The organism is Achromobacter sp. Marseille-Q4962 (assembly GCF_943737005.1).
In the GTDB taxonomy this organism is placed as follows: Bacteria; Pseudomonadota; Gammaproteobacteria; order Burkholderiales; family Burkholderiaceae_B; genus Achromobacter.
Map to the genome: position 1 here is coordinate 89482 of NZ_CALSFU010000016.1, position 25859 is coordinate 115340.

At 68.2% G+C, this 25859-nt stretch carries 19 protein-coding genes; 3 read left to right on the forward strand and 16 right to left on the reverse strand.

Annotated elements, in window-relative coordinates; all coding sequences use genetic code 11:
• Position 1 precedes the first annotated feature (1 nt).
• The 15 genes from NGJ44_RS15570 to NGJ44_RS15640 all read right to left on the reverse strand — a co-directional run bounded on the left by NGJ44_RS15570 (position 2) and on the right by NGJ44_RS15640 (position 17237).
• The gene (locus NGJ44_RS15570; RefSeq protein ID WP_251864493.1) at positions 2-1585 is read right to left on the reverse strand and encodes a hypothetical protein; all 1584 of its coding nucleotides are present in this window, start codon (positions 1583-1585) and stop codon (positions 2-4) included.
• Positions 1582-2349 carry a TrbG/VirB9 family P-type conjugative transfer protein gene (locus tag NGJ44_RS15575; protein WP_251864494.1) on the reverse strand — a complete coding sequence of 256 codons (768 nt, stop codon included), beginning with the start codon at positions 2347-2349 and terminating at the stop codon, positions 1582-1584. Before NGJ44_RS15575 ends, NGJ44_RS15570 begins: the two co-directional genes overlap by 4 nt.
• Positions 2350-2592: 243 nt before the next feature.
• The gene (locus tag NGJ44_RS15580; protein ID WP_053244572.1) at positions 2593-3945 is read right to left on the reverse strand and encodes an extracellular solute-binding protein; all 1353 of its coding nucleotides are present in this window, start codon (positions 3943-3945) and stop codon (positions 2593-2595) included.
• 4 nt (positions 3946-3949) lie between these two features.
• Positions 3950-5206 (reverse strand): D-amino acid dehydrogenase, encoded by a 1257-nt coding sequence (locus NGJ44_RS15585; protein WP_053244571.1) that lies wholly within the window; start codon positions 5204-5206, stop codon positions 3950-3952.
• Positions 5207-5403: 197 nt separating this feature from the next.
• A complete protein-coding gene (locus tag NGJ44_RS15590; protein WP_053244570.1) occupies positions 5404-6450 on the reverse strand; it encodes a CDP-6-deoxy-delta-3,4-glucoseen reductase in 1047 nt (348 codons plus the stop codon).
• A gap of 68 nt (positions 6451-6518) precedes the next feature.
• Complete coding sequence (gene panD, locus NGJ44_RS15595) at positions 6519-6887, reverse strand: aspartate 1-decarboxylase (protein WP_053244569.1); 369 nt, start codon at positions 6885-6887, stop codon at positions 6519-6521.
• Between the two features lie 215 nt (positions 6888-7102).
• The gene (locus NGJ44_RS15600) at positions 7103-7975 is read right to left on the reverse strand and encodes an MOSC domain-containing protein (RefSeq protein ID WP_251864495.1); all 873 of its coding nucleotides are present in this window, start codon (positions 7973-7975) and stop codon (positions 7103-7105) included.
• A gap of 222 nt (positions 7976-8197) precedes the next feature.
• A complete protein-coding gene (gene thpD, locus NGJ44_RS15605; protein WP_053244567.1) occupies positions 8198-9124 on the reverse strand; it encodes an ectoine hydroxylase in 927 nt (308 codons plus the stop codon).
• Between the two features lie 17 nt (positions 9125-9141).
• The gene (locus NGJ44_RS15610) at positions 9142-9543 is read right to left on the reverse strand and encodes an ectoine synthase (protein WP_053244566.1); all 402 of its coding nucleotides are present in this window, start codon (positions 9541-9543) and stop codon (positions 9142-9144) included.
• Entirely contained in the window at positions 9540-10847 is a 1308-nt protein-coding gene (gene ectB, locus NGJ44_RS15615) for a diaminobutyrate--2-oxoglutarate transaminase (RefSeq protein WP_053244565.1), read from the reverse strand. The genes NGJ44_RS15610 and ectB overlap by 4 nt, the downstream gene beginning before the upstream one ends.
• Before the next feature lie 124 nt (positions 10848-10971).
• Positions 10972-11532, reverse strand: a complete 561-nt coding sequence (gene ectA / locus NGJ44_RS15620) for a diaminobutyrate acetyltransferase (protein WP_251864496.1) — start codon at positions 11530-11532, stop codon at positions 10972-10974.
• Entirely contained in the window at positions 11529-12077 is a 549-nt protein-coding gene (locus NGJ44_RS15625; protein ID WP_053244574.1) for a MarR family winged helix-turn-helix transcriptional regulator, read from the reverse strand. The genes ectA and NGJ44_RS15625 overlap by 4 nt, the downstream gene beginning before the upstream one ends.
• 237 nt (positions 12078-12314) lie before the next feature.
• Positions 12315-14645 (reverse strand): DNA topoisomerase IV subunit A, encoded by a 2331-nt coding sequence (gene parC, locus NGJ44_RS15630; protein ID WP_053244563.1) that lies wholly within the window; start codon positions 14643-14645, stop codon positions 12315-12317.
• A gap of 37 nt (positions 14646-14682) precedes the next feature.
• The gene (locus NGJ44_RS15635) at positions 14683-15276 is read right to left on the reverse strand and encodes a YcxB family protein (RefSeq protein WP_251864497.1); all 594 of its coding nucleotides are present in this window, start codon (positions 15274-15276) and stop codon (positions 14683-14685) included.
• The gene (locus NGJ44_RS15640; RefSeq protein WP_251864498.1) at positions 15276-17237 is read right to left on the reverse strand and encodes a DNA topoisomerase IV subunit B; all 1962 of its coding nucleotides are present in this window, start codon (positions 17235-17237) and stop codon (positions 15276-15278) included. Before NGJ44_RS15640 ends, NGJ44_RS15635 begins: the two co-directional genes overlap by 1 nt.
• Before the next feature lie 309 nt (positions 17238-17546).
• Here NGJ44_RS15640 and trxA point away from each other — a divergent pair, with 309 nt between their 5' ends.
• Positions 17547-17873 carry a thioredoxin TrxA gene (gene trxA, locus NGJ44_RS15645; RefSeq protein WP_053244560.1) on the forward strand — a complete coding sequence of 109 codons (327 nt, stop codon included), beginning with the start codon at positions 17547-17549 and terminating at the stop codon, positions 17871-17873.
• Positions 17874-17987: 114 nt separating this feature from the next.
• Positions 17988-19247 carry a transcription termination factor Rho gene (gene rho / locus NGJ44_RS15650; protein WP_251864499.1) on the forward strand — a complete coding sequence of 420 codons (1260 nt, stop codon included), beginning with the start codon at positions 17988-17990 and terminating at the stop codon, positions 19245-19247.
• 71 nt (positions 19248-19318) lie between these two features.
• Here rho and NGJ44_RS15655 read toward each other — a convergent pair whose 3' ends face one another.
• Positions 19319-22987, reverse strand: coding sequence for a YhdP family protein (locus tag NGJ44_RS15655; RefSeq protein ID WP_251864500.1), 3669 nt, complete (start codon positions 22985-22987; stop codon positions 19319-19321).
• A gap of 99 nt (positions 22988-23086) precedes the next feature.
• On the opposite strand from NGJ44_RS15655, the gene glnE reads away from it, so the two are divergent.
• Positions 23087-25858 (forward strand): bifunctional [glutamate--ammonia ligase]-adenylyl-L-tyrosine phosphorylase/[glutamate--ammonia-ligase] adenylyltransferase, encoded by a 2772-nt coding sequence (glnE, locus tag NGJ44_RS15660; protein ID WP_251864501.1) that lies wholly within the window; start codon positions 23087-23089, stop codon positions 25856-25858.
• Position 25859: the final 1 nt, after the last annotated feature.

Here is a 25859-nt window from a genome sequence, read left to right on the forward strand (position 1 = left end):
CTCAGAAGCCTTCCTCGACCTGCGCGGTGACGAGGATGAGCGTGGTGAGCCGGTCGGCCGAGACGCGGTCGCGCCCACCCGCGACGAGCGGCAGGCCGGGTGCGAGCCGCTGCCTTTCGTGTTCGTCCTGGCGTTGGTCGAAGCCCGAGATGATGACCGGCTGCCCGGAACGCAGTTCGATCTGCTGGACCGCGCCGCTGCCGTCGATGGCGATCTGCTGCACCTGCACCTGGCTGCCGCGCTCGCCGAAGGTAATGGTCTTGAGCGGCTGGGCAACGGCGTTGTCGTAGGCCAGGGACAGCAGGATCTGCCCATCTTCCTGGATGTCGGGGAGCAGCGTGATGAAAGAGCCCACGGTTTCTTCTTTCTGGCTGATGGAGACCGCCGGCAGCGCCGCCTGCGCACCCCCCGCGGCACTGGCCGCCACCGCCGTGCTCTGGACCTGGTCGATGTACGAAAACGTATTGCGCATGGCATGCGTGACGGGCCTGCGGTTAAGGGTGAGCATGGGCACTTTGCGATGGCGGACGATGGCGCCCATGGTGCTGAGCGCGGACACCACGGCTCGCGAATCGGCGAACGGACCGCGGGCTGCCGCGCCCGACAGCGCCGCGGCGCCTTGCGCGGGTGGCGCATGCACGGCCGCCTGCGCGGCCACGCCGGCGGCCGCGTACAGGGCGCTCCAGTCGATGCCGCCCGACGCCGAATCCCGCGTCAGCACGGTGATTTCCTCGAACACCAGGCGCACGCGCCGCGTGAGCGCCTTGTTCTCGCGCGCGAGGAAATGCGCGATGCGTTCGAGCGCCTGCGGCGTATCGGTGACGACGAGCGAAGTCGCGCCCTCAACGTGTTCGCCCACGATGCCCGCGCGGGTGAGAAAGGGCAGGATCTGCGCCCGCACGATGGCGACGGCATCGCGCTCCCCGCCTGCGAGCGTTGTACTGGATGCATGATCGAAGCCCTCGCCTTCGACGCTGCCCGAGCGCCCGAGGCGCGCGTCCAGCTTGCTGGAGAGGGACAAGGCGCGCAGGTCGAACACCCGCGTTTCGGTGCGGAAGAATTCCAGCGCATTGCGCTCATAGCGCCAGTGCACGCCGAAATGCGCCGCCACGGCGTCCAGCAGGTCGGCCAGCGGCAACGAGCCTGCCCGCAGCGCCATGCGCACCGAAGCCGGCACGGCGAGCCCGGCGTTCTCGGCCAGCCTGGGAAGGAAGAGCTCGAGCGGAAGCAGCGCCTCGGGGCTGACCCGCACCGGCATGCCGGTCGCCGCGCCCAGGCGCTGCGCGATGACCGGCAGATCGGCGGCGTCGGCAAGCATGAGCGTGGTGGGCACGTTCTCGCGCAGCGCCGCGGGCAGGCTGACCGCACGCGGCAGGGGCCGGGGCTTGCCCGCCACCCAGGGCAAGGGCACGTCTTGCGCGGCGCGGCGCGCGTCGCGGTCGGCCAGGGATGCGTCGAAAATCCGCTGGCGCTGCAGCAGATCGCCGGCGCTGCGATGCGCCGCGTCGCGCATGCGCCCGGCCTGTTGCGAAACGGCGCAGCCGCCCAGCAAGCCGCACAGCATGAGCATGGCCGCACGTCTCATGCCCGGCCTCCGGCGGCATGCGGATGCCGGCTGCAGGGCTGCGCCAGCGGCACGACGCGCAGCACGCGGTTGGAATAGAAGCAGGGCTGCACGGGCGTGTCGGCATTGAGCGTGGCGTCGAGCAGCTCGCGCACCGCGGATTTGAAATCGCCGCCGAACTCCGCTTCGCCGGCCAGAGGGATGTCGGCATCCACGGCCCAATGCTGGGGCTGGAAATGCCAGCCCGCGATCAGCGCCCAGCGCCCCAGGGCTTGGCGCAGGGTGCCGTCGGCGGCCTCGACCCGGAAGACGGGCGCGGCGGGCGGAATGGCGGCCGCGGGCGTGGGCACGGCCGCTTCGGCTGCCACGGCCTCGGGAGGCCCGGCGGACTCAGGAATCCCGGATATCTCGGGGAGGGAAGCCGGGGCCGCGCCGGCGCGGCGCGCCTCGGCCGCCAGGCGGCCGCCGCGGAACCTCAGGCGGCGCCACGGCCCGTCGACAACCACATAGGGCGTGCGCACCACATACGGCAGCGCGCGCTCGCCCGACTCGTCGGCGCCAAAGATGGCGGGCAGCGGCTGGCCCGGCGCGAACTGCAGCCATGCCTGTCTGCCGTCGTCGAAAACCTGCAGGGGCGCAACGGCCGGGTCGCCCGACAGGCGCCAGTCGAAATGAAAGACCGCCGACGCGGAACTGGCGCGCCAGGACGCCGCCGGCCCCGCAGGGGGCAGCGCGCAGGAAACCAGCCCTCCCGCGCCGGCCAGGAAGAATACAAGTCGGACCATGCCTCGTCGCCAAACAGGAGCGCGCCAGGAGCGGAGCGCATGGACGGCATGGTGGCCGAGGCGCGGAGCCCTAGCCAGACGAACATGTACGAACGGACGAATTCATCCCGCACGGAACAGCCGGGGCCGATGAGAATGCCCCAAGCTGCGGGGCTTGCCGCCCTGCCGGGTTTTGCCTGGGACGGCCCCGGAAGAAAAAACCCGGCAAGAAGCCGGGTCGGGAAAGCAGGCATGGACGGCGGATCAACGCTGGGCGGCGATGCTGCGCGCCTGGGCGGCGGCGTTGTTCAGCGCGGCCATCGGGGGCGTCTTGCCCTCGAAGGCATCGTTGAGCTCGCGGTTCAGCACCGGCTCGATGCGGTCGTAGTTGGCCAGGCGGAAGCCGCGGCCGCTGGGCGCGGGATTGCTGCGCATGGAGGCCACGACGGACTGCGCGCCGGGCACGCGGTCATAGAAGGACACGTCCGACGCGCGGAAGGCCGCCTCGGTCAGCGGCAGGTAGCCGGTGCGCTGGTGCCATTCGGCCGCGATGACGGGCTTGGACAGCCAGGCCAGGAATTGCGCGGTGGCCTTTTCCTCGGCCTGGGGATGGCCTTCGAGCGCCCACAGCGCCGCCCCGCTCACGAAGGGCCGGCCCGGCGTCTTGGTGACCTGGTCGTAGTACGGCAGCGGCGCCACGCCGAACTGCAGCGACTTGGTGTTCAGGAACTGGCCGAAGGCGCCGGACGAGCTGGTGAGCACGGCGCATTCGCCCTTGGCGAAGAGCTTGTCGCTGGCGTTGTCGCCGGAATGCGCCATGAACAACAGCGACCGCTTCCAGCTCGCCATCAGCGAGACATGGCGCATATAAAGCGTGTCGAACTGCAGCGAAGCGGCCCCCGCCGCCGCGGCCTTCTTGCCGGCCGGCGCGGCCAGGCCGTTGTTGTTGGTCATGAAGAGCTGGTTGTTCACTGGCGCCAGGTTCTCCAGGTGCACGCTGACCTGGTCGCTGGACGCGTAGGGGCAGTCCATGTCGGCCACGTCGCGCAGCTTGAGCAGCTCGCCCTGCAGCTCGGTCCAGGTGCGCGCCGGCTTCTTGGGATCCAGGCCGGCCTTCTTGTAGGCGGCGGTGTTGTAGAACATCACCGGCACTTCGGCCATCCAGGGGAAGGCCAGGATGCGGCCCTTGCTGTCGCGGGTGAAGCTGCTGGTTTCCGGCACGAACCAGTTCAGGTCCTTGATGGGGTACTTGGCGAGCAGCGAGTAGAGCGGCAGGATGGCTTTGTGCTGCGCCACCACTTCCGGCGAATGGTTGTCGGAAAGCTGCACCAGGTTGGGAGCCTTCTTGGACTTGACGGCGGCCACCGTCGCGTCTTCGAGATCCTTGGGAGAGGAGAAGGCGCGCAGATTGACGCGCACCTGGTCCTGCTCCTTGTTGTACTGCTTGGCCAGCTTCTCGAACTCGGCCTTGTTGGCGTCCGGCAGCGTGTACCAGACCTGGATCTCGACCGGCGCCGCGTGCGCCGCTCCCGCCATTGCCATGGCGGCCCCAAAAACCCATGCCCGCCGGGTGGCGAACATTGCGCGGGCCAAGCCCGCCAATTGCAATTTCTTCATAGGTTCACAGACCAAGAAAAGGAAATTCCGGTTCGGGCGTCCGTCCGCTCAGCAGATCGGCCAATGCCCGGCCCGAGCCAACGCCCATCGTCCAGCCCAGCGTGCCGTGTCCCGTGTTGATATAGAGATTCGGAATCCGGCTGCGCCCGATGATGGGCACGTTAGAAGGTGTGGACGGACGCAGGCCCGACCAGTAGCTGACGCGCTCGAAATCGAGCGCGTCGGGAAAGAGTTCGCGCGCCAGGCGCGTGAGCGCCTCGCAGCGCCCTGTGTTGAGGCTGCGGGAATAGCCCGACAGTTCGGCCGTGCCCGCCATGCGCAGGCGGTCGCCCAGCCGCGAGAACACCACCTTGTGGCTGCTGTCGGTAAGGCTGACCGTGGGCGCGGCCTGCGGCCGCAGCACCGGGAAGGTGGCCGAATAGCCCTTGGCCGGGTACACGTTGCAGGCGACGCCCAGCGGGCGCAGCAGATACGGGCTGAAGCTGCCCATCGCGACCACGTAGGCATCGGCCTGGATCTGTCCGTAGCGTCCGTCGGGCCCGATGATTTCCGCGCCCTGGACGCTGCCGCCCGCCGTGACGAGCCGGGTGACGCGGGTGTTGTAGCGGAATTCGACTCCCGCGCGTTCGCAATGGCCCGCCAGCGCCACCGTGAAGAGATGGACATCGCCGCTTTCGTCTTCGGGCGTGTAGTCGCCGCCCACGATGGTCTGGCGATGCGGCGCCAGCGCGGGCTCGATGGCGATGACTTCGTCGGCGGACACCACGCGCCGCTCGACGCCGAAGTCGCGCATCAGGCCGGCCGCGCGCTGGGAATTCTCGAATTCGCGGGAATCGCGGTAGAAATTGAGGATGCCGCGCTCGAGGTGGTCGTACTGGATGCCCAGCTCGGCGCGCATGCCGCGCAGCGTGGCGCGGCTGTACTCGGCCATGCGCACCATGGCGCGGATGTTGGGCGCCAGGCGCCCGGGCAGGCATTCGCGCAGGAAGGCCAGCCCCCATTGCCATTGCCGCCAGTCGAGCTGCGGACGGAAGAGCAGCGGCGCGTCGTCCTGGAACATCCATTTCAGCAGCTTGAGAGGCGCCTGCGGATTGGCCCAGGGCTCGGCATAGGACACCGAGATCTGCGCGCCGTTGGCCAGGCTGGTTTCCTGGGCGGGACCGGTGCAGCGATCGACCACGACGACATCATGGCCCGCCTGGCTCAGCCACCAGGCGCTGGAAACTCCGATGATGCCGCTGCCCAATACCGCTACTTTCATGCCCGCATTGCTCCCTGCGCGCCGCCCGCGTCCGACCCGATGTCGTCGCCTGCCGGCAAGCCGCCGCTCAGATGACTCCAGAGTTTACCTTGCCGCCGGGCGCGCATCGTAAAAAAACGCTGCGCCGCCAAGGCGAGGCGCGTTCGGGAAAAAGAGGGGCAGAGCCTGCGCCCGACGCCGGCTCGCGCCCGGGCGGCCTACGCCCCGGCCCGCGCCAGGTCGGCTTCCGAGGTGAAGGCATCGGCGTAGAACTCTTCGGCCGGCAGGCCGCAGTCCGTGCTGAACTCGCGCCGCGCCGCCTCCACCATGAGCGGCGTGCCGCAGGCGTACACCTGGTAGCCCGACAGGTCGGGAATATCGTGCATGACCGCTTCGTGCACGAAGCCCGTGCGGCCGCTCCAGCCGTCTTCCTGCAGGGCGTCGGACACTACAGGCACGTACTTGAAATCGGGCAGCGTGTCGGCCCAGGACCGGGCCAGCGCGTGCATGTAGAGATCGCGCGGACGGCGGCCTCCCCAGTACAGCGCAACGGGGCGGCGGATGCCGGCGTGGATCATGTGCTCCACGATGGCCTTGACAGGCGCGAAACCCGTGCCGCTGGCCAGCAGCACCACCGGCTTGTCGCTGTCTTCGCGCAGGAAGAACGAGCCGAACGGCCCTTCGAGCCGGAGGATCTCGCGTTCTTTCATCTGTGTCTCGCCCGCGCCGAAGACGTGGTCGGTGAAGACACCGCCCGGCATGTGGCGGATGTGCAGTTCGAGCGGGCTGCCGGTATGCGGCGCGCCCGCCATGGAATAGCTGCGGCGGCGGCCGTCTTTCAGGATGATCTCGATGTACTGCCCGGCGTAGTAGCGGAACTGCTCGGAGGCCGGCAATTGCAGCTTGAGCACCGTGACGTCGGGCGCCACGCGCTCCATGGCCTGCACGCGCGAGGGCAGCTTGCGGATCTGGATGTCGGAAGCCAGGCGCACTTCGGTGGATTCCAGCACCATGTCGGACGAGGGCCGGACCTGACAGAACAGCGTGTAGCCGGCGGCCAGCTCTTCGGGCGACAGCGCCTGCGCGGGATACGGGCCTGCGTCGAACTCCCCGGACACCACCTTGCCCTTGCAGGAAGAGCAGGCGCCGTTGCGACAGCTATAGGGCAGCACGATGCCGGCCGCCAGGGCGGCGTCCAGCACGGTCTGGCCGGGTTCGACCTGGAACTGGTGCTTGCTGGGTTGGATGATGACCTGAAAGCTCATGATGAAACGGTTCGAGTGCGACGGCGCGCCGCCGGAACGTGTCCGCCCGCGCGCCGCCCGGCCCGGCGCTACGCCGGGAATTTGCGGATTTCCTTCACGCGGTTGGCCGCATCGACCAGCACCACGCGGGGCTTGTGCGTGGCCGATTCTTCTTCCGACATCGGCCCGTAGGTGCAGATGATCATGTGATCGCCCACCTGCGCGCGGCGCGCCGCCGCGCCGTTGAGCGAAATGGCGCCGCTGCCGCGAGCCGCCTTGATGATGTAGGTGTCGAAGCGTTCGCCGTTGGTGACGTTGTAGAGTTCGATGCGTTCGAACTCGCGCATGCCGGCAGCGTCCAGCAGGTCTTCGTCGATGCCGCACGAGCCCTCGTAGTGAAGGTCGGCTTCGGTGACCGTGACGCGGTGCAGCTTTGCCCGCAGCATGATGCGTTGCATGGTGAAAAAAATCCTGGTTCGCGCTCCGGAACGCGACGTGTGCAAGAGGGATTGCAAAACGCCCGCGCATGGCGCGGCGCGCGCGGCGGCAGCCGGACCTGCCGCCGGAACCTCGTATTCTATAATTTTTGCCGCTGTGCCGAGGACGCGCGGCCGGCCGGAAACGGATGGCGCCCGCCCCTGCAAACGTCCTGGCAGGCGCCTCCCGGCTCCCTTCAGAAGTCGAGCTCTATTTCGACCGGCGCGCCCACCTTCAGGCGCGCGCCCGCCGGCGCGTCCACGATCGCGTTCTGACCGAACACCACGCCGATATCCAGGCTGCGGTATGCCGCCAGGGTCTGCCCCGGCTCGACGTGGCGGATGCCCGTGTCCTGGTCGATGTCGGGCATGGGACAGCGCGTGCAGGGCTTGACCAACGCCATGCGCACCCCCTGCGCTTCGATCATGGCCGTGTGGTCTTCCTCGTAGGCTTCCCAGCCGCCCTCGATGACGATATTGGGGCGGAAGCGGTTCATGGGCACGGGCGCAACCCCTTTCTTCTCCAGGCGCGCGTTGAGATCGTCCAGCGAGGCCTGGTTGGCGATCAGCAGCGGGAAGCCGTCGGCGAAGCCGAAGAAGTGATCGCCGTCGAAAGCGGCCGCCAGCTCCGGGTGCGCATCGATCCAACGCGCCACCCAGTCCGGCTTGGCGGGACGGCGGGCCGCCTCGTCCACCTTGTAGAGCGCGCACGGCGCTTCGAGAAAGCGCGAGAACCACGCCGCCGCCTCCCCGCTTTCGCGGCGCGCCTGGAGGGTGTCGTTCCAGACGCCCACGGTCTCGGCGCCGGACCGCAGGCCCGAGCCGTCCAGCGACACTTCCAGGTCCGGCATGCCGGGCGCGGACACGCGCAGCACGCCGTCGGCCAGGGCCGGGCGGATGAGCGCCATGCGCGGCCATTGCCGCTGCGTCATGAAGCGCCCCTCCCCGGAAACCAGCATCCAGCGGCGGTCGCCGGCCAGCCCGGCGCGGTCGATGGCGGACTCCGCCAGCCCGATGCCGGCGCAGGATTTGATGGGATAGATGTGCAGGCTGAGGATGCGTGCGGACATGGCGGCGCGGCGGCAGGAAGGAGAATGTCGCGCAGAGCATAGCAGAGCGCCGCCCCGGCGGGCGAGAACCCGCGACCGGAGCCGCCCCGCGATCGGAAGCGCGCCACGCGCCGCCCACGCTGCCGCGGGCTTGCTGCCGGCCTTGTTGCCTGGGGACTGTCCGGCGGCAAAAAAAGCCCGCGCCGGCCCAGGGGCCGTCGGCGCGGGCCGCGGGCAATGGCTTCAGCCGCCCACCAGCTTCAGCTTGTCCAGCGGCATGACCGGCTTGAAGGTCTTGCGCGTCGCGATGTACTCGGGACGCGGCGACAGGCCGTACTTCGGATCGTCCAGCCTGTTTTCCACGCTGTTGTAGACCATGAAGACGTTGGCGCGCGGCCATGGCGAGATGTTGCTGTTGGAGCCGTGCATGGTGTTGCAGTCGAAAAACACCACGGACCCGGCCTTGGCCGTCATGGAACGGATGCCGCCCTGCTCGACCAGCAGTTGCAGGCTCACGGGATCGGGCACGCCGTATTCCTGCTTCTTGAGCGACTGCTTGTAATGCTCATTGGGCGTTTCGCCCACGCAGGAAATGAACTGGCGGTGCGATCCCGGCACCAGCATCAGCGGGCCGTTGCACTCGTTGTTGTCGGTGAGCAGCACCGAGCAGCTCAACGCGCGCATGGACGGCATGCCGTCTTCCACGTGCCAGGTCTCGAAATCCGAGTGCCAGTAGAACTCCTTGCCCTTGAAGCCGGGCTTCATGTTGGCGCGCGACTGGTGGATGTAGACCTCGGAACCGAGAATCTGGCGCGCCGCGTTCGCCAGGCGCGGGTCGCGCGTCAGCCGCGCGAGCACCGGGTTGAGCACGTGCACCATGAAAATGGACCGCACGGCGTTGCTGCCGGGCTCGGTGATGGCTTCCTCGCGGCGCACGATGGACGGGTCGCGCGTCATGCGCTCGACTTCGGACGAGAGCGCGCGCACTTCTTCCTCGGAGAACAGGTTCTCGATCAGCAGGAAGCCGTCGCGCTCGTAGGCCTGCACCTGCCCGGCGGTCAGGGCGTCGGCGTACTTGCCTTCGCCGTAGACCACGGGATCCTGGCGGGAGATGATGGCGGAGCTTCGATCCGTACGGGACGCGTACGGATCCTGTGCCGTTGAGATCATGAGTACCTCCTTGATGTTCAGGCCGCGGCGGCTTCTTCGGGCAGCGCGTAGACGCCGTGCTCGTCGTGCACTTCCTGTCCGGTAAGCGGCGGGTTGAATACGCAGATGACGCGCAGCGGCTCCTTGCCGCCGCATAGCCAGTGCTCGTCGTGTTCGTTCAGGGCATACACCACGCCCGGGCCCAGTTCGTACTTCTTGCCGTCGGCCACGGTTTCGATGGAGCCGTCGCCTTCGATGCACCACACCGCCTCGAGATGGTTCTTGTAGTGGATGTGGGTACGCCCACCGGGAAAGATCGTGGTTTCGTGGAACGAAAAGCCCATGCCGTCCTTCTTCAGCAGCACGCGGCGGCTGACCCAGGTGTCGGTGCGGACTTCGTCCGGCGTTCCAATCACGTCCTTGACGTTGCGTACGATCATCGGCGGTTTCCTCCAAATTTGAGAATGCGGGCGGATTGCCCATCTTCGGCCAGCGCTTCGGCCACGCTGGCCTCGATCACGTCCAGGCCCTTGCCCAGCAGCGCTTCCTCGATGGTGAGCGCGGGCAGCAGCTTCAGCACCTCGTCGTGCGCGCCCGAGGTCTCGATCACCACGCCTTTCTTGAAGGCGCAGGCGGCGATGCGGTTGGCGAGCGCGTGGTCGCCGTTGCAGACCAGGCCCTGGATCAGGCCGCGGCCGCGCACCGACAGACCGGCGTTGGGGTAGCTGTGGGCCAGGTTTTCCAGCCAGTCGCGCACCATGCGCTCCTTGCGCTGGATTTCCGCGGTGAACGCGGTGTTGGTCCAGTAGGTTTCCAGCGCCTGGGTCGCGGTCACGAAGGCCAGGTTGTTGCCGCGGAAGGTGCCGCTGTGCGCGCCGGGCTTCCAGACGTCCAGCTCGGGCTTCATCAGCACCAGGGACATGGGCAGGCCGAAGCCCGACAGCGACTTGGACAGCGTGATGATGTCCGGCCGGATGCCGGCGGCCTCGAAGCTGAAGAACGTGCCGGTGCGGCCGCAACCGACCTGGATGTCGTCCACGATGAGCAGCATGTCGTGGCGCTGGCACAGCTTTTCCAGCTCCTTGAGCCAGCGCAGCGTCGCCACGTTCACTCCGCCCTCGCCCTGCACCGTCTCCACGATGACCGCCGCCGGCTTGTCCAGGCCGCTGCTGGGATCGTCCAGCATGCGCTCGAAATAGGACATGGTGTCCACGTCGGGGCCGAAATAGCCGTCATAGGGCATGAAGGTGGTGTTGGCCAGCGGGTAGCCCGAGGCGTCGCGGAACTTCATGTTGGCGGTGGCGGCCAGGGAGCCGCCGCTCACGCCGTGAAAGCCGTGGGTGAACGATACGATGTTGGGGCGCCCCTTGACCTGGCGCGCGATCTTCAGCGCGGCTTCCACGGCATTGGTGCCGGTGGGGCCGGTGAACTGCAGCGTGTACTTCCAGTTGCGCGGCTTGAGCAGCACGCGGTCCACGGTTTCGAGGAAGCGCTTCTTCGCGCTGGTGGCCATGTCCAGCCCGTGCACGACGCCGTCGGCCTGCATGTACTCCAGCAGCTTTTCCTTGAAAACCGGGTTGTTGTGGCCGTAGTTCAGCGTGCCGGCCCCGCTGAAGAAGTCGATGTATTCGGCGCCGTCTTCGTCGATGAGCGTGGAACCGCGGGCCTGGTTGAAAATCACGGGGAAGGACCGGATATACCCCCGCACCTCCGACTCCATCCTGTCAAAAATTTTCAGATCCATGAATAGTCCTCCCTTCATCTCATGAGTTGACGGACGGCCAGCCGCCTCCGGCCGCGGGCATGCGCCGCCAGACAGGCTGTGGAACCGTCGCGGTTATTTACCCGGCCGCAGGGCCCGGCCCGCTTCAGGAAGCGGGCAAGGCAAAGGGGCCGATCTTCAGCAACATCTCGTCGTCATGGTCCGCGCCCCCGAACATCTGCCGGTCGAAGAACGGCTGCTCGGAAACGTGGGCGCCCAGTTCGGCGGCCAGGCCGGTAAAACTGCGGCGCGAGGCCATGTTGTCGGGCCCCACCGTGGTTTCAAGATGGCGGACATGCCGCAGCGATTCGCGTTGCAAGAGCGCTCGCAGCATGGCGCGGGCCAATCGCTGGCCCCGTGCGCGGGCGTGCACCGCGACCTGCCAGACGAAAAGCACGTCGGACCGGCCGGGAGGCACATAAGCGGAGATAAAACCGTCGATGCGTCCGCCCATGCTTTCGGCGACGACGCAGGTGTCGCGGAAATGCTCGGCCAGGAGCAGATACGCGTAGAGGGAATTGAGGTCGAGTGGCGGGCACTCGGAAATGAGCTGGTGGATCGCGGCGCCGTCTTTGCGGCCGGGAGGACGCATGGTGTGCGTCTTGCTGCCCGCCGCCGGCGCCACGGCACTTGAGATCGTGTGCGCGTTCAGTTCGTGTGTTCTCATACGACCAATCCAGATTCGGGAGGCGCGCCGCCAGTGGGCACCTCGAGTATGGGCGACGCGGGGTCGCCGTGCGCATCGGCCGCCTGGCCTTCCTGCTCCATGAGGGCGACGATGCGTTCCAGGGACAAGGTAATCGTGGCCTGCTCCAGTTCGGGCAGGGCGTTCAGGGCGTCGGCCAGGTGCTTCTGCAGCGGCGACGGCGCACCCCGGGCCAGCTCGCGGCCCGCGTCGGTGGCGGTCACGAATACGATGCGGCGGTCTTCCCGGCCGCGCTCGCGCCGGATCAGCCCCTTGTCTTCGAGCCGGTCCAGGATGCCCACCACGGTGCTCGGACTGACGTGGATCTCGCGGCTGATGGCCGTGGCGGTGAGCGGTCCGTTGGCGATCACCGTGCGCAGGCACATGAGCTGCGGCGCGGTGATGTGGCTCACGGCGGACAACTGCCGCGAATGCAGCGCAATCGAGCGCGTGATGCGGCGCAGCGCGCGCAATATGCGCAGGTCGTACTGCTGTGAAGCCGGGTCCGGATTCGCTACGTCAGTCATGGTGAATAAAAGCATCAGGATCAAATGATTTCAACTCAAATCATATGCGCCATATAGATTTGAGTCAAACAAAATTGCCGGAACAATGCGTGAAAATGCACGCAAGTTAACGAAAGATCGCGCCAGCATGCAGTTTTTTACATTTTGGCCAGACAAATAAAAAGCCCGCCCCCGGCACAGGGCGGGCTCGGGTCGCGAGGCCCTGGCCATAGGGGCCCGCGCCGCTGGGCGCTATTCTTATCCGGCGGGGCCCAGTACGGGCGACAGCACCGGCTGCCTGGGCCTCACGTCGAGCTGGCGCCCCTTGCGCGCGCGCTTGCCCACGTAGGGAGCCAGCGCCTGGCCGGCCAGGATGTCTTCCGTGGGCTTGTTGCGGTAGATGCCGGCGGCGCGCAGGCCGGCCGGACCGATGGGCACGGTCTGGTCGAGCCTGTCGTTGGCGTCCAGGCCCATGAGGATGGTGCCTCGGCCGCCGCCCGAGAGCGACTTGACCTCGTCCAGCCCGAACACCAGGAACTTGCCCTTGTGCGACAGCAGCGCGAGCTGCGTCGCTCCCGCGAACAGCGGCACCGGGCGCAGCAGCTCGTCGCCCGCTTCCAACGTCACGAACTGCTTGCCCGCGCGCTGGCGGCTGGCCATGTCGCCCAGCCGGGCGGCGAAGCCATACCCCTTGCGCGTGGCGAGCAGCCAGCGGGTGTCGGGCGAGGCGGCGATGGTGTGGACGATGCGCGTGCCGCTTTCCAGGTCGATCATGGTGGTGACGGGCTGGCCGTCGCCGCGCGCCGAAGGCAGGCCGGCCACGGGCACGGAATAGACCCGGCCGTTGTCGCCCAGCGCGATCAGCGTGTCGGTGGTGCGGCATTCGAAGGCGCCGTAGAGATCGTCGCCCTGCTTGAAGCCGAACTGCGAGGCATCGTGCCCATGGCCCTGGCGCGCGCGCAGCCAGCCCTTCTGCGACACGATGACCGTCACCGGCTCGTCCAGCACCTTGGTTTCGAGCACCGCGCGCTCGGCGGTTTCGATCAGGGTGCGGCGATCGTCGCCGTACTGCTTGGCGTCGGCCTCGATTTCCCTGACCAGCAGGCGCTTGAGCGCGGCCGGGCTGTCCAGCAGTTCCTGCAGGCGCACCTGCTCTTCGCGCTTGTCGGCCAGTTCCTGCTCGATCTTGAAGCCTTCCAGGCGCGCGAGCTGGCGCAGCCGCATTTCGAGAATGTCTTCGGCCTGCCGCTCGGTGAGCTTGAAGCGCTCCATGAGCGCCGCGCGCGGCTCGTCGGACTCGCGGATGGTCTGGATGACCTCATCCACGTTCAGGTAGACCACCATGCGGCCTTCCAGCACGTGGATGCGGTCCACCACCTTGTCGAGGCGGAAGCGGGTGCGGCGCAGCACGGTGGCGGTGCGGAACGCCAGCCACTCGGCGAGGATGTCGCGCAGGCTCTTCTGGCGCGGCCGGCCGTCGGTGCCGATGCACACCAGGTTGACCGTGGCGCTGCTTTCCATGCTGGTCTGGGCGAGCAGCGTGTTGACGAACTCGTCGCGGTCCACCCGCGAGGTCTTGGGCTCGAACACCAGCCGCACCGCCGCATCCTTGCCGGACTCGTCGCGCACGGCGTCCAGCAGGTTGAGCATGACGGCCTTGGCCTGCGTCTGCTCGGGCGTGAGGCTCTTCTTGCCGCTCTTGACCTTGGGGTTGGTGATTTCCTCGATTTCCTCGAGCACCTTCTGGCAGGAGGTGCCGGGCGGCAGTTCGTTGACCACGAGCTGCCACTGGCCGCGCGCCAGTTCCTCGAACTGCCAGCGCGCGCGCACCTTGAGCGAGCCGCGCCCGGCGGCGTAGATCTGCGCAATGTCCTCGGCGGGGGTGATGATCTGGCCGCCGCCGGCGAAATCCGGGCCGGGAATGAGGCCGTTGAGCTCGGCGTCCGGCAGGTCAGGCCGCTTGATGAGCGCCACGCATGCCTGGGCCACTTCGCGCAGATTGTGCGGCGGGATTTCGGTCGCCATGCCCACCGCGATGCCCGAGGCGCCGTTGAGCAGCATCACGGGCAGGCGCGCCGGCAGCATCTGCGGCTCTTGCTGGCTGCCGTCGTAATTGGGCACGAAGTCCACCGTGCCTTCGTCGAGCTCGTCCAGCAGCAGCCGGGCGATGGGCGTGAGGCGGGCCTCGGTGTAGCGCATGGCGGCGGCGTTGTCGCCGTCGCGCGAGCCGAAGTTGCCCTGCCCGTCGATCAGCGGATAGCGCAGGGTGAAGTCCTGCGCCATGCGCACCATGGCATCGTAGGCGGCCTGGTCGCCGTGGGGGTGGTACTTGCCGAGCACGTCGCCGACGACGCGCGCGGACTTGACCGGCTTGGCGCCCGAGTGCAGGCCCATGGCCTGCATGGCGTACAGGATGCGGCGCTGCACGGGTTTCTGGCCGTCGCCCACGTCGGGCAGCGCGCGCCCGCGCACCACGGACACCGCGTAGTCGAGATAGGCCTGCTCGGCGTAGCGCGCCAGCGTGATGGCGGCATCGCCGCCGTCGCCGGCGGAAGCGTCGAACAAACCGGGTTGATTGCTGTCGGTCATGATGGATTCAGATAGACGATATCGTTCGGAAAGGCCGTCAGGCCCCGGCCCCCGCCAGGCGCGTGTCGGCAACGTGCGCGCGCATCTGCTCGCGCACCGCCCGCAGCGTGGCCTCGTTCTGCCCGCGCTTGGGGATGATGACGCCCTGCTGCGTGCCGAGCAGCACGTAGAGATGTTCCGGCGTCTCCTCCACGCGCTTGATGGCGTCCCACTCCATGCGGCCGGAGGCCGAGCCGGTAGCGTCGTCGATGCCCTCGGGCCCGAAATCGAGCTGGTGGCGCCCCAGGAACATGCCGTCGGACTGGCGGGAAACCATGCGCCGCGTATTCATGCGCACCAGCGGCGGCAGCAGGAACTCGTAGGCCGCGGCCAGCAGGGCCAGGATGCCCAGGCCCACCGCCAGCCCCTCGGCGTAGGTGGGCAGCATGCGGCCCCAGTCGGGGCCGCCCGGGCCCCAGGTCTGCCATGCCAGGTACGCGAACAGCACCACGATCATCACGATGGCGAAACGCAGGTGCGAGCGGAACCGGCGGTTGCGCAGGTCCGGGCGCTTGTACACGTAGACGGCGAATTCGGCGTAGTCGTCGGCGGTGAGATCGACGACCATGCGCGCGGGTGCGGGATGGGCCATCAGATGTCGAGCTCCGCGAGGTTGCCCTTCTCTTCGATCCAGGCGCGACGCTGCGACGACTCTCCCTTGCCCATGAGCATGTCGAACATGCGCGTGGTTTCTTCGGGGCTCAGGTCGCCATAGCCCACCGGCAGCAGGCGCCGCGTGTCGGGATTCATGGTGGTTTCCCAGAGCTGCTCGGGATTCATTTCGCCCAGGCCCTTGAAGCGGCTCACCGCCCAGGCGCCCTCGCGCACGCCTTCCTTGCGCAGCTTGTCCTGGGCGGCTTCGAGCTCGCCCTCGTCCAGGCAGTAGATCTTGCGCGCCGGGCGCTTGCCCGCGGCCGGCACGTCCAGGCGGAAGAGCGGCGGCTTGGCCACATACACGTGGCCCGCCTCGACCAGCCGGGGGAAGTGGCGGTAGAACAGCGTCAGCAGCAGCACCTGGATGTGCGAGCCGTCCACGTCCGCGTCGGAAAGAATGCAGATGCGGCCGTAGCGCAGCCCGGACAGGTCCGGATTGTCGCCCGGGCCGTGGGGATCCACCCCGATGGCCACGGCGATGTCGTGGATCTCGTTGTTGGCGAACAGGCGGTCGCGGTCGACTTCCCAGGAATTCAGAACCTTGCCGCGCAGCGGCAGAATGGCCTGGAACTCCTTGTCGCGCCCCATCTTGGCCGAGCCGCCGGCCGAGTCGCCCTCCACCAGGAACACTTCGGTGCGGGTGGGGTCGCTGGCTTCGCAGTCGGTCAGCTTGCCGGGCAGCACCGCCACGCCCGAACTCTTGCGCTTTTCGACCTTCTGGGCCGAACGCTGGCGCGCCTGCGCCTGGCGGATGGCCAGCTCGGCGAGCTTCTTGCCGTACTCCACGTTGCTGTGCAGCCAGAGGTCCAGCGCGCTCTTGGAGAAACCGCCCACCAGGCGTACCGCGTCGCGGCTGTTCAGGCGCTCCTTGATCTGGCCCTGGAACTGCGGGTCGAGCACCTTGGCCGACAACACGAAGCTGGCGCGGGCGAACACGTCTTCGGGCAGCAGCTTCACGCCCTTGGGCAGCAGGCTGTGCAGCTCGGCAAAGCCCTTGACCGCGCCGAACAGCCCCTCGCGCAGGCCGGACTCGTGCGTGCCGCCGGCCGGCGTGGGAATCAGGTTGACATAGGACTCCCGCACCACGTTGCCGTCTTCGGTCCAGGCCACGACCCATTGGGCGCCCTCGCCTTCGGCAAAGCTTTCGTGGTCGGGGCCGGCGTACTGCTCGCCCTCGAAGAAGGGCACCATGAGCTCGGCGCCGGCCAGGGCCTCCGACAGGTAGCCGCGCAGGCCGTCCTGGTACTGCCATGTCCTGGTGTCCCCGGTTTTCTCGTTGACCAGCAGCACTTTCACGCCCGGCAGGAGCACGGCCTTGCTGCGCAACAGATGCGTGAGCTCGCCCAGCGGGATGTTCGGGCTGTCGAAATAGCGGGCATCGGGCCAGACACGGACGCGGGTGCCGGATTTCTTGCGCCCCGCCTCGGGATACGGCGCGAGCGGCTCGGCCACCTCGCCGTCCTTGAAGATCAGACGGTTTACCGCCCCGTCGCGCCACACGACCACTTCGAGGCGGGTCGCCAGCGCATTGGTGACGGAAACGCCCACGCCGTGCAGGCCGCCGGAGAACGCGTAGGCGCCGCCGCCCTGCTTGTCGAATTTGCCGCCGGCGTGCAGGCGGGTGAACACCAGCTCCACGACCGGCGCGTTCTCTTCGGGATGCAGGCCCACGGGAATGCCGCGGCCGTCATCCTCGACGGAGACGCTGCCGTCGGCGTGCAGCGTGACCTGGATCTGCTTGCCGTAGCCGGCCAGGGCCTCGTCTGCGGCGTTGTCGATGACCTCCTGCACGACGTGCAGGGGGTTTTCGGTGCGGGTGTACATGCCCGGGCGCTGGCGCACGGGCTCCAGCCCCTTCAGAACGCGTATGGACGCCTCGGTGTAACGTGGTGTGGCCAAGTTATCCCCAACATCTGTGGAAAAAAACCGACATTTTACGGACAAGCCCAGGTTCTGCGCGGCTCCCGCTGGGTTGCGCACGACCTGAGCAGCCGTGAATTCGGTACGATGACATCTTGCTTTCCGCGCTGCGCGCCCGGTCCGCGGACCGCGCTGCGGCATTTGCGCCGCAACATGCTACACAAAAGCCGCAAAGCCTGTTGTTATGGACAGTGGTATGCTTTAATCCATCCCACAAACTAGAACAACGGGCGCGTCCCTTTTTTTCTTCGTCTTTCGCGCCTCGTGCAGCCGAATAGAGAACCCCCCATGAGCGACCAAATCAAGAACGTCAGCGATGCGAGCTTCGAGGCCGATGTGCTGAAATCCGGCCAGCCGGTGCTGGTGGACTACTGGGCTGCCTGGTGTGGCCCCTGCAAGATGATTGCTCCGATCCTCGAGGAAGTGGCCACCGAGTACGCCGGCCGCCTCACGGTCGCCAAGCTGAACGTGGACGAAAACCAGGGCACCGCGGCCAAGTACGGTATCCGCGGCATTCCCACCCTCATGCTCTTCAAGGACGGCCAGGCCGCCGCCACCAAGGTGGGCGCCTTGTCCAAATCGCAACTCACCGCGTTCCTGGACGGCGCGCTCTAAAGCCCCCGCCCGGAACGCAGGCGCCGCCCTTGCGGCGGCGCCCGTTCAGAACCGCGCGGGCCCGTCCGTGGCGCGCCGCCAGAAATCTCCTTACTTCCCCCCAAATTCACCGCGATGCACCTCAACGAACTGAAGGCGCTGCACGTCTCGCAGTTGCTGGAAATGGCCGCTGGCCTGGAAATCGAGAACGCCAACCGCCTGCGCAAGCAGGAGCTCATGTTCGCCATCATGAAACGGCGCGCCAAGCAGGGCGAGCAGATCTTCGGCGACGGCGTGCTGGAAGTCCTGCCCGACGGGTTCGGTTTCCTGCGCTCGCCTGAAACCTCGTACCTGGCCAGCACGGACGACATCTACATCTCGCCGTCGCAGATCCGCCGCTTCAACCTGCACACCGGCGACTCCATCGAAGGCGAGGTCCGCACGCCCAAGGACGGCGAGCGCTACTTCGCCCTGGTGAAGGTGGACAAGGTCAACGGCGCGCCGCCCGAAGCGATCAAGCATCGCATCATGTTCGAGAACCTGACGCCGCTGCACCCGAACCAGCCGCTGCGCCTGGAACGCGACATCAAGAGCGAGGAAAACCTCACCGGCCGCATCCTGGACATCTTCGCGCCCATCGGCAAGGGCCAGCGCGGCCTCATCGTCGCCAGCCCGAAGTCCGGCAAGACGGTGATGATGCAGCACATCGCCCACGCCATCACCACGAACTACCCCGACGCCGTCATGATCGTGCTGCTGGTCGACGAGCGCCCCGAGGAAGTGACCGAAATGCAGCGTACGGTGCGCGGCGAAGTGGTGGCCTCCACCTTCGACGAACCCGCCACCCGTCACGTGCAGGTCGCCGAAATGGTCATCGAGAAGGCCAAGCGCCTGGTCGAAATGAAAAAGGACGTGGTGATCCTGCTGGATTCCATCACCCGCCTGGCCCGCGCCTACAACACGGTGGTGCCCGCCTCGGGCAAGGTGCTGACCGGCGGCGTGGACGCCAATGCCCTGCAGCGCCCCAAGCGCTTCTTCGGCGCCGCGCGCAACCTCGAGGAAGGCGGCTCGCTCACCATCCTGGGCACGGCGCTCATCGAGACCGGCAGCCGCATGGATGAAGTCATCTACGAAGAGTTCAAGGGCACCGGCAACTCCGAAGTCCACCTCGAACGCCGCCTGGCCGAAAAGCGCGTCTACCCCGCCATCAACCTGAACAAGTCGGGCACGCGCCGCGAAGAGCTGCTGATCGCGCCCGACCTGCTGCAGAAGGTGTGGGTGCTGCGCAAGTTCATCCACGACATGGACGAGGTCCAGTCCATGGAGTTCATTCTCGACAAGATGCGCGCCACCAAGACCAACGCCGAATTCTTCGACATGATGAAGAAGAAGTAAACCGGCTCCGCGCCTCGGACCGAACCGCCACCTCGCGTGGCGGTTTTGTTTTTCTGGCGCCTCGCGGCGCGTCAGCGCCCGCCGGACTCGGGCCAGCTTTCGCCGGGGCCGGACTGCGGGCGCGCGGGCGATCCGGGGCCGGCCTGCGTCTCCTCCTCCGGCTCGATCTTCGGGTCGTCCCAGCTGCCCGTCACCCGGTATTGCACGGTCATGGCGCGCGCCAGGGGCTGCTTGAGAAGCCACTGCGTAACGAAGGCGCCCAGCCCGATCAGCGGATTCACCGCCAGCGCCGTCACCACCGCCGCGCCGCTGGCGTCCAGGTTGGGAATCACCACGGCCTTCATGTCCCAGCGTTCCAGGATGAGGTTGACGCTGCCCGCCAGCACGATGGCCGCCACGGGGCCGTTGATCTTGTAGCCCTCGGTGGACAGCAATCCATCCGCGAGCTTCAGCTGGCCGCGCACTGTATCGAACGGGAACCCCTCGCGCAGCAGATTGGTCGGGTTCACGTCCAGCCGGGCCAGGCGCTGCAGGGATTGCAGCGACAGCAGCTCCAGCAGGCGCGCGGTGCGCGAATTCACGTGCATGAAGCGCCCCTTGTCCAGGCTGACTTCGGCCTCGCCCGACAGGTCGGCGATACGCTGCGTCCAGGGCAGGTTGCGCCAGGTCACGTTGCCCTTGACCGTGCCCGTGCCGCCCGAGGCCACCTGCTGGAACCCGATGCGGTCCAGGAAGCCGCCGAGGTCGGCGAACTTCACCTCCGCATCCACCGTCAGGCCGCGGTCGGCGCCGTCCAGCCGCCATTGCCCGGTTGCGTTGAGGCCGGCCTGGGGATTGGAGATGGCGAGCTGGTCCAGGCGCCAGCGGCGCCCCCGCTCCAGGTTGGTGCCGCGCACGGTGAGCGTGCCCAGCTTCTTGCCGTAGAGCAGAAACTCCTCGGCGCGCAGGTCCACCGCGGGAATATCGGACAGGTCGCTGCTGGATGACAGCGCCTGGTCCGCCTGGTTGGTATCGTCGGGGCCGCCCAGCGACAGGTGCTTCAGGCGCGCCGTGATCTGGCCGGCGATGGCGCCCGAGGCCTCGCGCCACTCCAGCGCGCCGGCGGCCTGCCTGGAGTCGATGTCCACGCGCCATTGATTGGGAGCCGGGCGGGTGGCGAACAGGGTCAGCGAATGCAGCGTGTAGCCGCTCAGCCGCATCAGGCCGGTGGACAGGCTGACCCGGTCGACCGGCGGCAGCATCGGCCGCGAGGCGCGCCGGCCTTTGCCGGGCGGCGCCTCGAACCCGTCGCCCACGGTTTCCCAGCCGTCGATGTCGGTTTCCGGCATCTGCACATTGAAGCTCAACCCCCGGTCCGGCAGGCTCGCCGGCCGTCCGATCCCGATCGCCGCCTTGTTGAAATAGGACGCGGAAGCGTCGGCCGGGTCGTGCTCGAACAGCCCGTTGACCTCGTCGCCCAGCGTGAAGGTGAGCCAGCGCCGGTTGCGCGCTCCGTGGTCTTGCGCCGCGCCCCACTGCACCTTGAGCAGGCGCGATGCCTGCGCGGTCTTGCCCATGGGAGCGGGCATGTCGATGGCCATGCCCGCGAGGTCGGACTGCACGGCGATTTCCACCGCGCCGCCCTTCTGGTAGCCCAGCTGTCCGCGATAGCTCGCCTTGCCGCTGAACCGCGACATGGAAGGCGTGTTGCTCACCTGCGTGAGCTGCGACGCGGCCAGCGTGCCGTCGAACGCCAGCCTGTCGGAGGGCTGGCCCAGCTGCCCCGAAATGCGGGCCGGTCCCCCCAGGAACTGGCCGCGCAGCTCGGGCACCCGCAAGCCGGTTTCCGAGAACTCCAGCGTGCCCCGCAGCTGGGAAAGCGCGGGCATTTCCGGCATCAGGGAAAAGGTGTTGTCGGCAAAGGAAATACGGCCCTCCACCTGCGTGTCGTCGGCATTGAAAAGCGGCACGCGCAGCTTGAGCGCGAGGCGCCAGTCGCCCGTGCCGCGCGCTTCGTCCAGCGCGCCGTCCAGCAGGCCGCCCAGCGGCGAATTGGCGGCCATGGCCAGGTACGCCGGCACGGGCCCGGATGTCTGGCCGTCCACCAGCAGCTCGGCCTCGTGCTCCATGTTGGGAATGGTGGCGTTGACCTGTCCCAGCGCCACCTTGTGCTCCGGGCCGGTGCGGGCCCAGGCGCCGCCGCGGCTGTCCAGGCTCAGGCTGACCTTGTCGATGCGGAAACTGCCCGACAGGTTCTCGAGCACCGGCCAGCCCTTGCGATGGCCGTGGGCGGGCGCGTAATCCACCGTGGCGCCGGCGTAATTGCCGGCCAGCACGAATTCCCCCTCGTCCCCCGGGGCAGCGAAGGGAAAATCAGACAGGTCCCCGCGCAAAGTGAGCGCCGCGGCGCTCAGTTCTCCGGCCCGCAGCCCCGTGGACAGCCATTCGCGCGCATCCCGGTTCACTTCCAGCGGCAGGTAGCGATGGATGGCCGGCATGGCGGCGCGCACCAGCGTGCCGCTGATGTCGGCCCGGCCGGCCGCCGTCTTGCCCTGGGCATACCACTGCCCGCGCAGACGCAGTTCCAGGTCGGCGTTCTGCAGGCGCAATTGCCCCACGTCCAGATACCAGTTGCGCGCGTCGGCGCCCTTGATGCCCGCCGACAGCTCGAGCCGGTCCGCCTCCAGCCTGGGCTGCTCGAATATGCCCGGCAGGTCCGCCTGGACCTGCTCCGACACTGCCCGGACCGAGAGATCGGGCGCGCCCGGGCTGCGCGCAAAGGGCAGATCGCGGCCCGCGAGGAAGTCGCCCGGCTTGCCCTGGACGTGCACCTGGATTTGTCCGGCACGCAGGGCCGGCCCGTCTTCCGCCGACCGCCACGCCAGCCCCCGGAGCGCGGCGTCCGCGGTCAGATCGGTGAACTTGCCATGCTCCAGCGCCAGCCAGGCCCGTGCGCCGATGCGTCCCGCCCACGGCGGCACGTCCAGCCAGGGCCGCCAGGCCGCGGGCTCGGCATCGTCCAGTTCGGCGTACAGCTGGCCGCTCCAGCTCGCGGGGTCGGCCGGATGCGCCGAGAACAGGCTGCGGTTGAACTCGCCGCGCAGGCCCAGCCGGCGGCCGAGCGCCGGTTCGGCCGCCGCGCTCAACGCAAAGCGGTGCGAAAGCTGGCCGTTCCTGACCAGCAGGTTCACATTGCGCAGCAGCAGCTCGGGGGCCTGCCGCCGTTCGTCCTGCCAGCGCAGCGTCGCGTCGCGTAAGACGATTTCGCGCTGGCGGGCCAGCCAGCGCAGCGCGGGATGGTTCAGGTCGGCCTGGTGGTCGCTCGTATTCAGGTCGATGGACTGCCCCGCCACCCACAGGTGATTGCCGGCATCGCGCCGCAGGGTGAGTTCGGGCCGGTCCACGCGCAACTGGATGAGCGTGGGCGACAGGGCCAGCACGCTGCGCCAGCCCAGCACCGCCGACACGGCGGGCAGCGTCAGGACCGGATCGGAGCCAGAGACGGAGCCGGAATCGGGGCTGGCTCCGTCGCCGCTTTCGTAGACCCGCACCCGGTCGAGGTCCAGCCGCGGATTGAGTCCCTGCCAGTCGGCCCGGATCTCGCCGATGCGCACCTGGGCGCCCAGGGTGCGGCTGGCGTACGCTTCGATCTGGGGCCGCCATTCGTCGACACGGGGCAGCACCCAGTACCGCACGCCCAGCAAGCCGGCGGCCGCCACGCCATAAATGGCCAGCGCGCCCCAGAACAGGCAGCGGAGCACTTTTTTCGAAACAGACACGGGTCGATGGGCAGGAAGGAAGGTCTTGCGGTATCGTCCCCACTTATACCTGAAACCCGTGCCTTCTGCCGGCCTTTTGCCATGTCAACTTCCGATCTGCTCGCCCCCGCCCTGGCCTGGTCCGGCCATTTGCGCCGGCGCCTCGATGCCCGCCCCGAACTGGCCGGCTGGCTGCGAACCGAGGCGCTCCAGCCCCTGACGCCCGCCCGCCTCGCCGCCTGGCGCGACGCGCTGGCCGGCACGGACGCCGCCGCGATTCTGCCGGTGGACGCCTGCCGCGTCGTGCTGCGCCAATTGCGCGAACGCGTGTTCTGCACCCTCATCGTGCGCGACGTGGCGGGCCTGGCCGACCTCGAAGAAGTGGTGGGCGCCATGACCGCGCTGGCGGACCTGGCGGTCGGCGAAGCCTACCGCAGCGTGGCGGCCGAGATGGCCGGCGTGCATGGCGTGCCCATCGACCCGTCCACCGGCAAGCCCCAGGAAATGCTGATCCTGGGCATGGGCAAGCTGGGCGGATGCGAGCTCAATGTCTCCTCGGACATCGACCTCATCATGCTGTACGGCGAAGAAGGCGAAACCGGCGGGCCGCGGCGGATCAGCCATCATGAGTTCTACGGCCGGCTGACGCGCCGCATGATGCCGGTGCTGTCGGAGGTGGACGCACACGGGCAGGTCTTCCGCACCGACCTGCGCCTGCGGCCGGACGGCGACGCCGGCCCGCTGGCGTGGAGCCTCGACGCGCTGGAGCATTACCTGATCGGCCAGGGCCGCGAATGGGAGCGCTATGCCTGGCTGAAAGCGCGGCTGATGCCCGCGCATGCCTTCGCGGGCAGCGACAGCGCGCCGCAGGCGCGCCAGCTCGAAAGCCTGCGCGTGCCCTTCGTCTACCGCAAGTATTTCGATTTCGACGCGCTGGCCTCGCTGCGCGCGCTGCGCGAGCGCATCCGCCAGGACTGGCAGCGCCGCGCCATGGCCCGCAACGGCATCGACAGCGCCAATAACATCAAGCTGGGCGACGGCGGCATCCGCGAAATCGAATTCGTGGTCCAGCTAGCGCAACTGATCCGCGGCGGGCGCATGCCGGCCCTGCAGAAGCGCGGCCTGCTCGAAGCCCTGCAGGCCGAGGCCGCGGCCGGGCTGCTGCCCGAAGACGATGCCCGCCGGCTCGTGGAGGCTTACCGCTACCTGCGCCGCACCGAGCACATGCTGCAGTACCGCGAAGACGAGCAGACCCACTTGCTGCCCGGCGACGCGTCGCTGCGCGCGGCCCTGGCGCGGGCAATGGGCCTGGCGCCGGAGGAATTCGAGGCCACGCTGGCCGAGCACCGCGCATTCGTCTCGCGCACCTTCCGCAACGTTTTCCGGCTGGTCGGCATGGGCGATACGGAAGAGCCGGCCGCGCCCGGCGCCCGCGACGACGACGCCGCGGAAAACGACCTCGACGCCCAGATCCGCGAGGCGTTCGGCGACCAGGCCGAAGACCTGCAGCGGCGCGCCGAGACCCTGCTTGCCAGCCACCGCGTGCGCAGCCTGCCCGACGGCAGCCGGCGCCGGCTCGAGACGCTGCTGCCGGCGGCGCTGCGCGCCGCGCTGCAGACGCCCGCCCCGGCCCAGGCCGCCGTGCGGCTGTTCGACCTCATCGAAACCATCGCCCAGCGCAGCGCCTATCTCGCCCTGCTGGCCGAATACCCCGACACGCTGGCGCGCGTGGCGCGCATGATGGCGGCCAGCCCCTGGGCGGCCCAGTACCTCACCCAGCATCCGCTGCTGCTGGACAGCCTGATCGACTGGCGCACGCTTTTCGAGCCGCTGGATTTCGCCCAGATCGGACGCCAGCTCGCCGCCGACCTCGACGCCTGCCGCCTGCCCGACGGCGAACCCGACATCGAGCGCCAGATGAACCTGATGCGCGACGTGCAGCGCCAGGCGAGCTTCCAGCTGCTGGCGCAGGACCTCGAAGGCGAGCTCTCGGTGGAAAAGCTGGCCGACCAGCTCTCGGCCCTGGCCGACCTGCTGCTCACCGAAACCATCCGGCGCGTCTGGCCGCTGGTTAACCGCAAGGCGGGCGCGGAGCCGCGTTTCGCCGTCATTGCCTACGGCAAGCTGGGAGGCAAGGAACTGGGCTACGCCTCCGACCTGGACCTGGTGTTCCTCTACGACGATCCGCGCGAGGACGCCTACGAGGTCTACGCCAAGCTGGGCCGGCGCATGACCTCCTGGCTGTCCACCATGACGTCTTCCGGACGGCTTTACGAAGTGGACCTGCGGCTGCGGCCCGACGGCGATGCCGGCCTGCTGGCCGTTTCCGTGGAAGCCTTCGAGCAATACCAGCGCCAGCATGCCTGGGCCTGGGAACACCAGGCGCTGACCCGCGCCCGGTACGCGGCGGGCAACGCCGAGGTAGGCGCGCGCTTCGAGCAGATCCGCGAAGAGATCCTGCTCCTGCCGCGCGACCCCCTGGCCCTGCGCAAGGACGTGCTGGAAATGCGGGACAAGATCGGCGCCGGCCACCCGAACCCCAGCGGGCTTTTCGATCTGAAGCACGATCGGGGCGGCATGGTCGATGTGGAGTTCGTCACCCAGTACCTGGTGCTCTGCCATGCGCGCACCCACCCGGTGCTGGTGCGCAACCTCGGCAATATCGCCCTGCTGCGGCTGGCCGGCGAAGCCGGACTGATACCGGCCGACCTCGCCCTGCGGGCGGGCGATGCCTATCGCACGCTGCGCCGCGCGCAGCACCAGCTCAGGCTGCAGGGCGTGGAAAAGGCCCGCGTGGCGCCCGACCAGCTCCAGGACGAACGCGCCTCGGTGCGCCGGCTATGGGACACCGTGCTCGGCGGCAACTCGTCGTAAA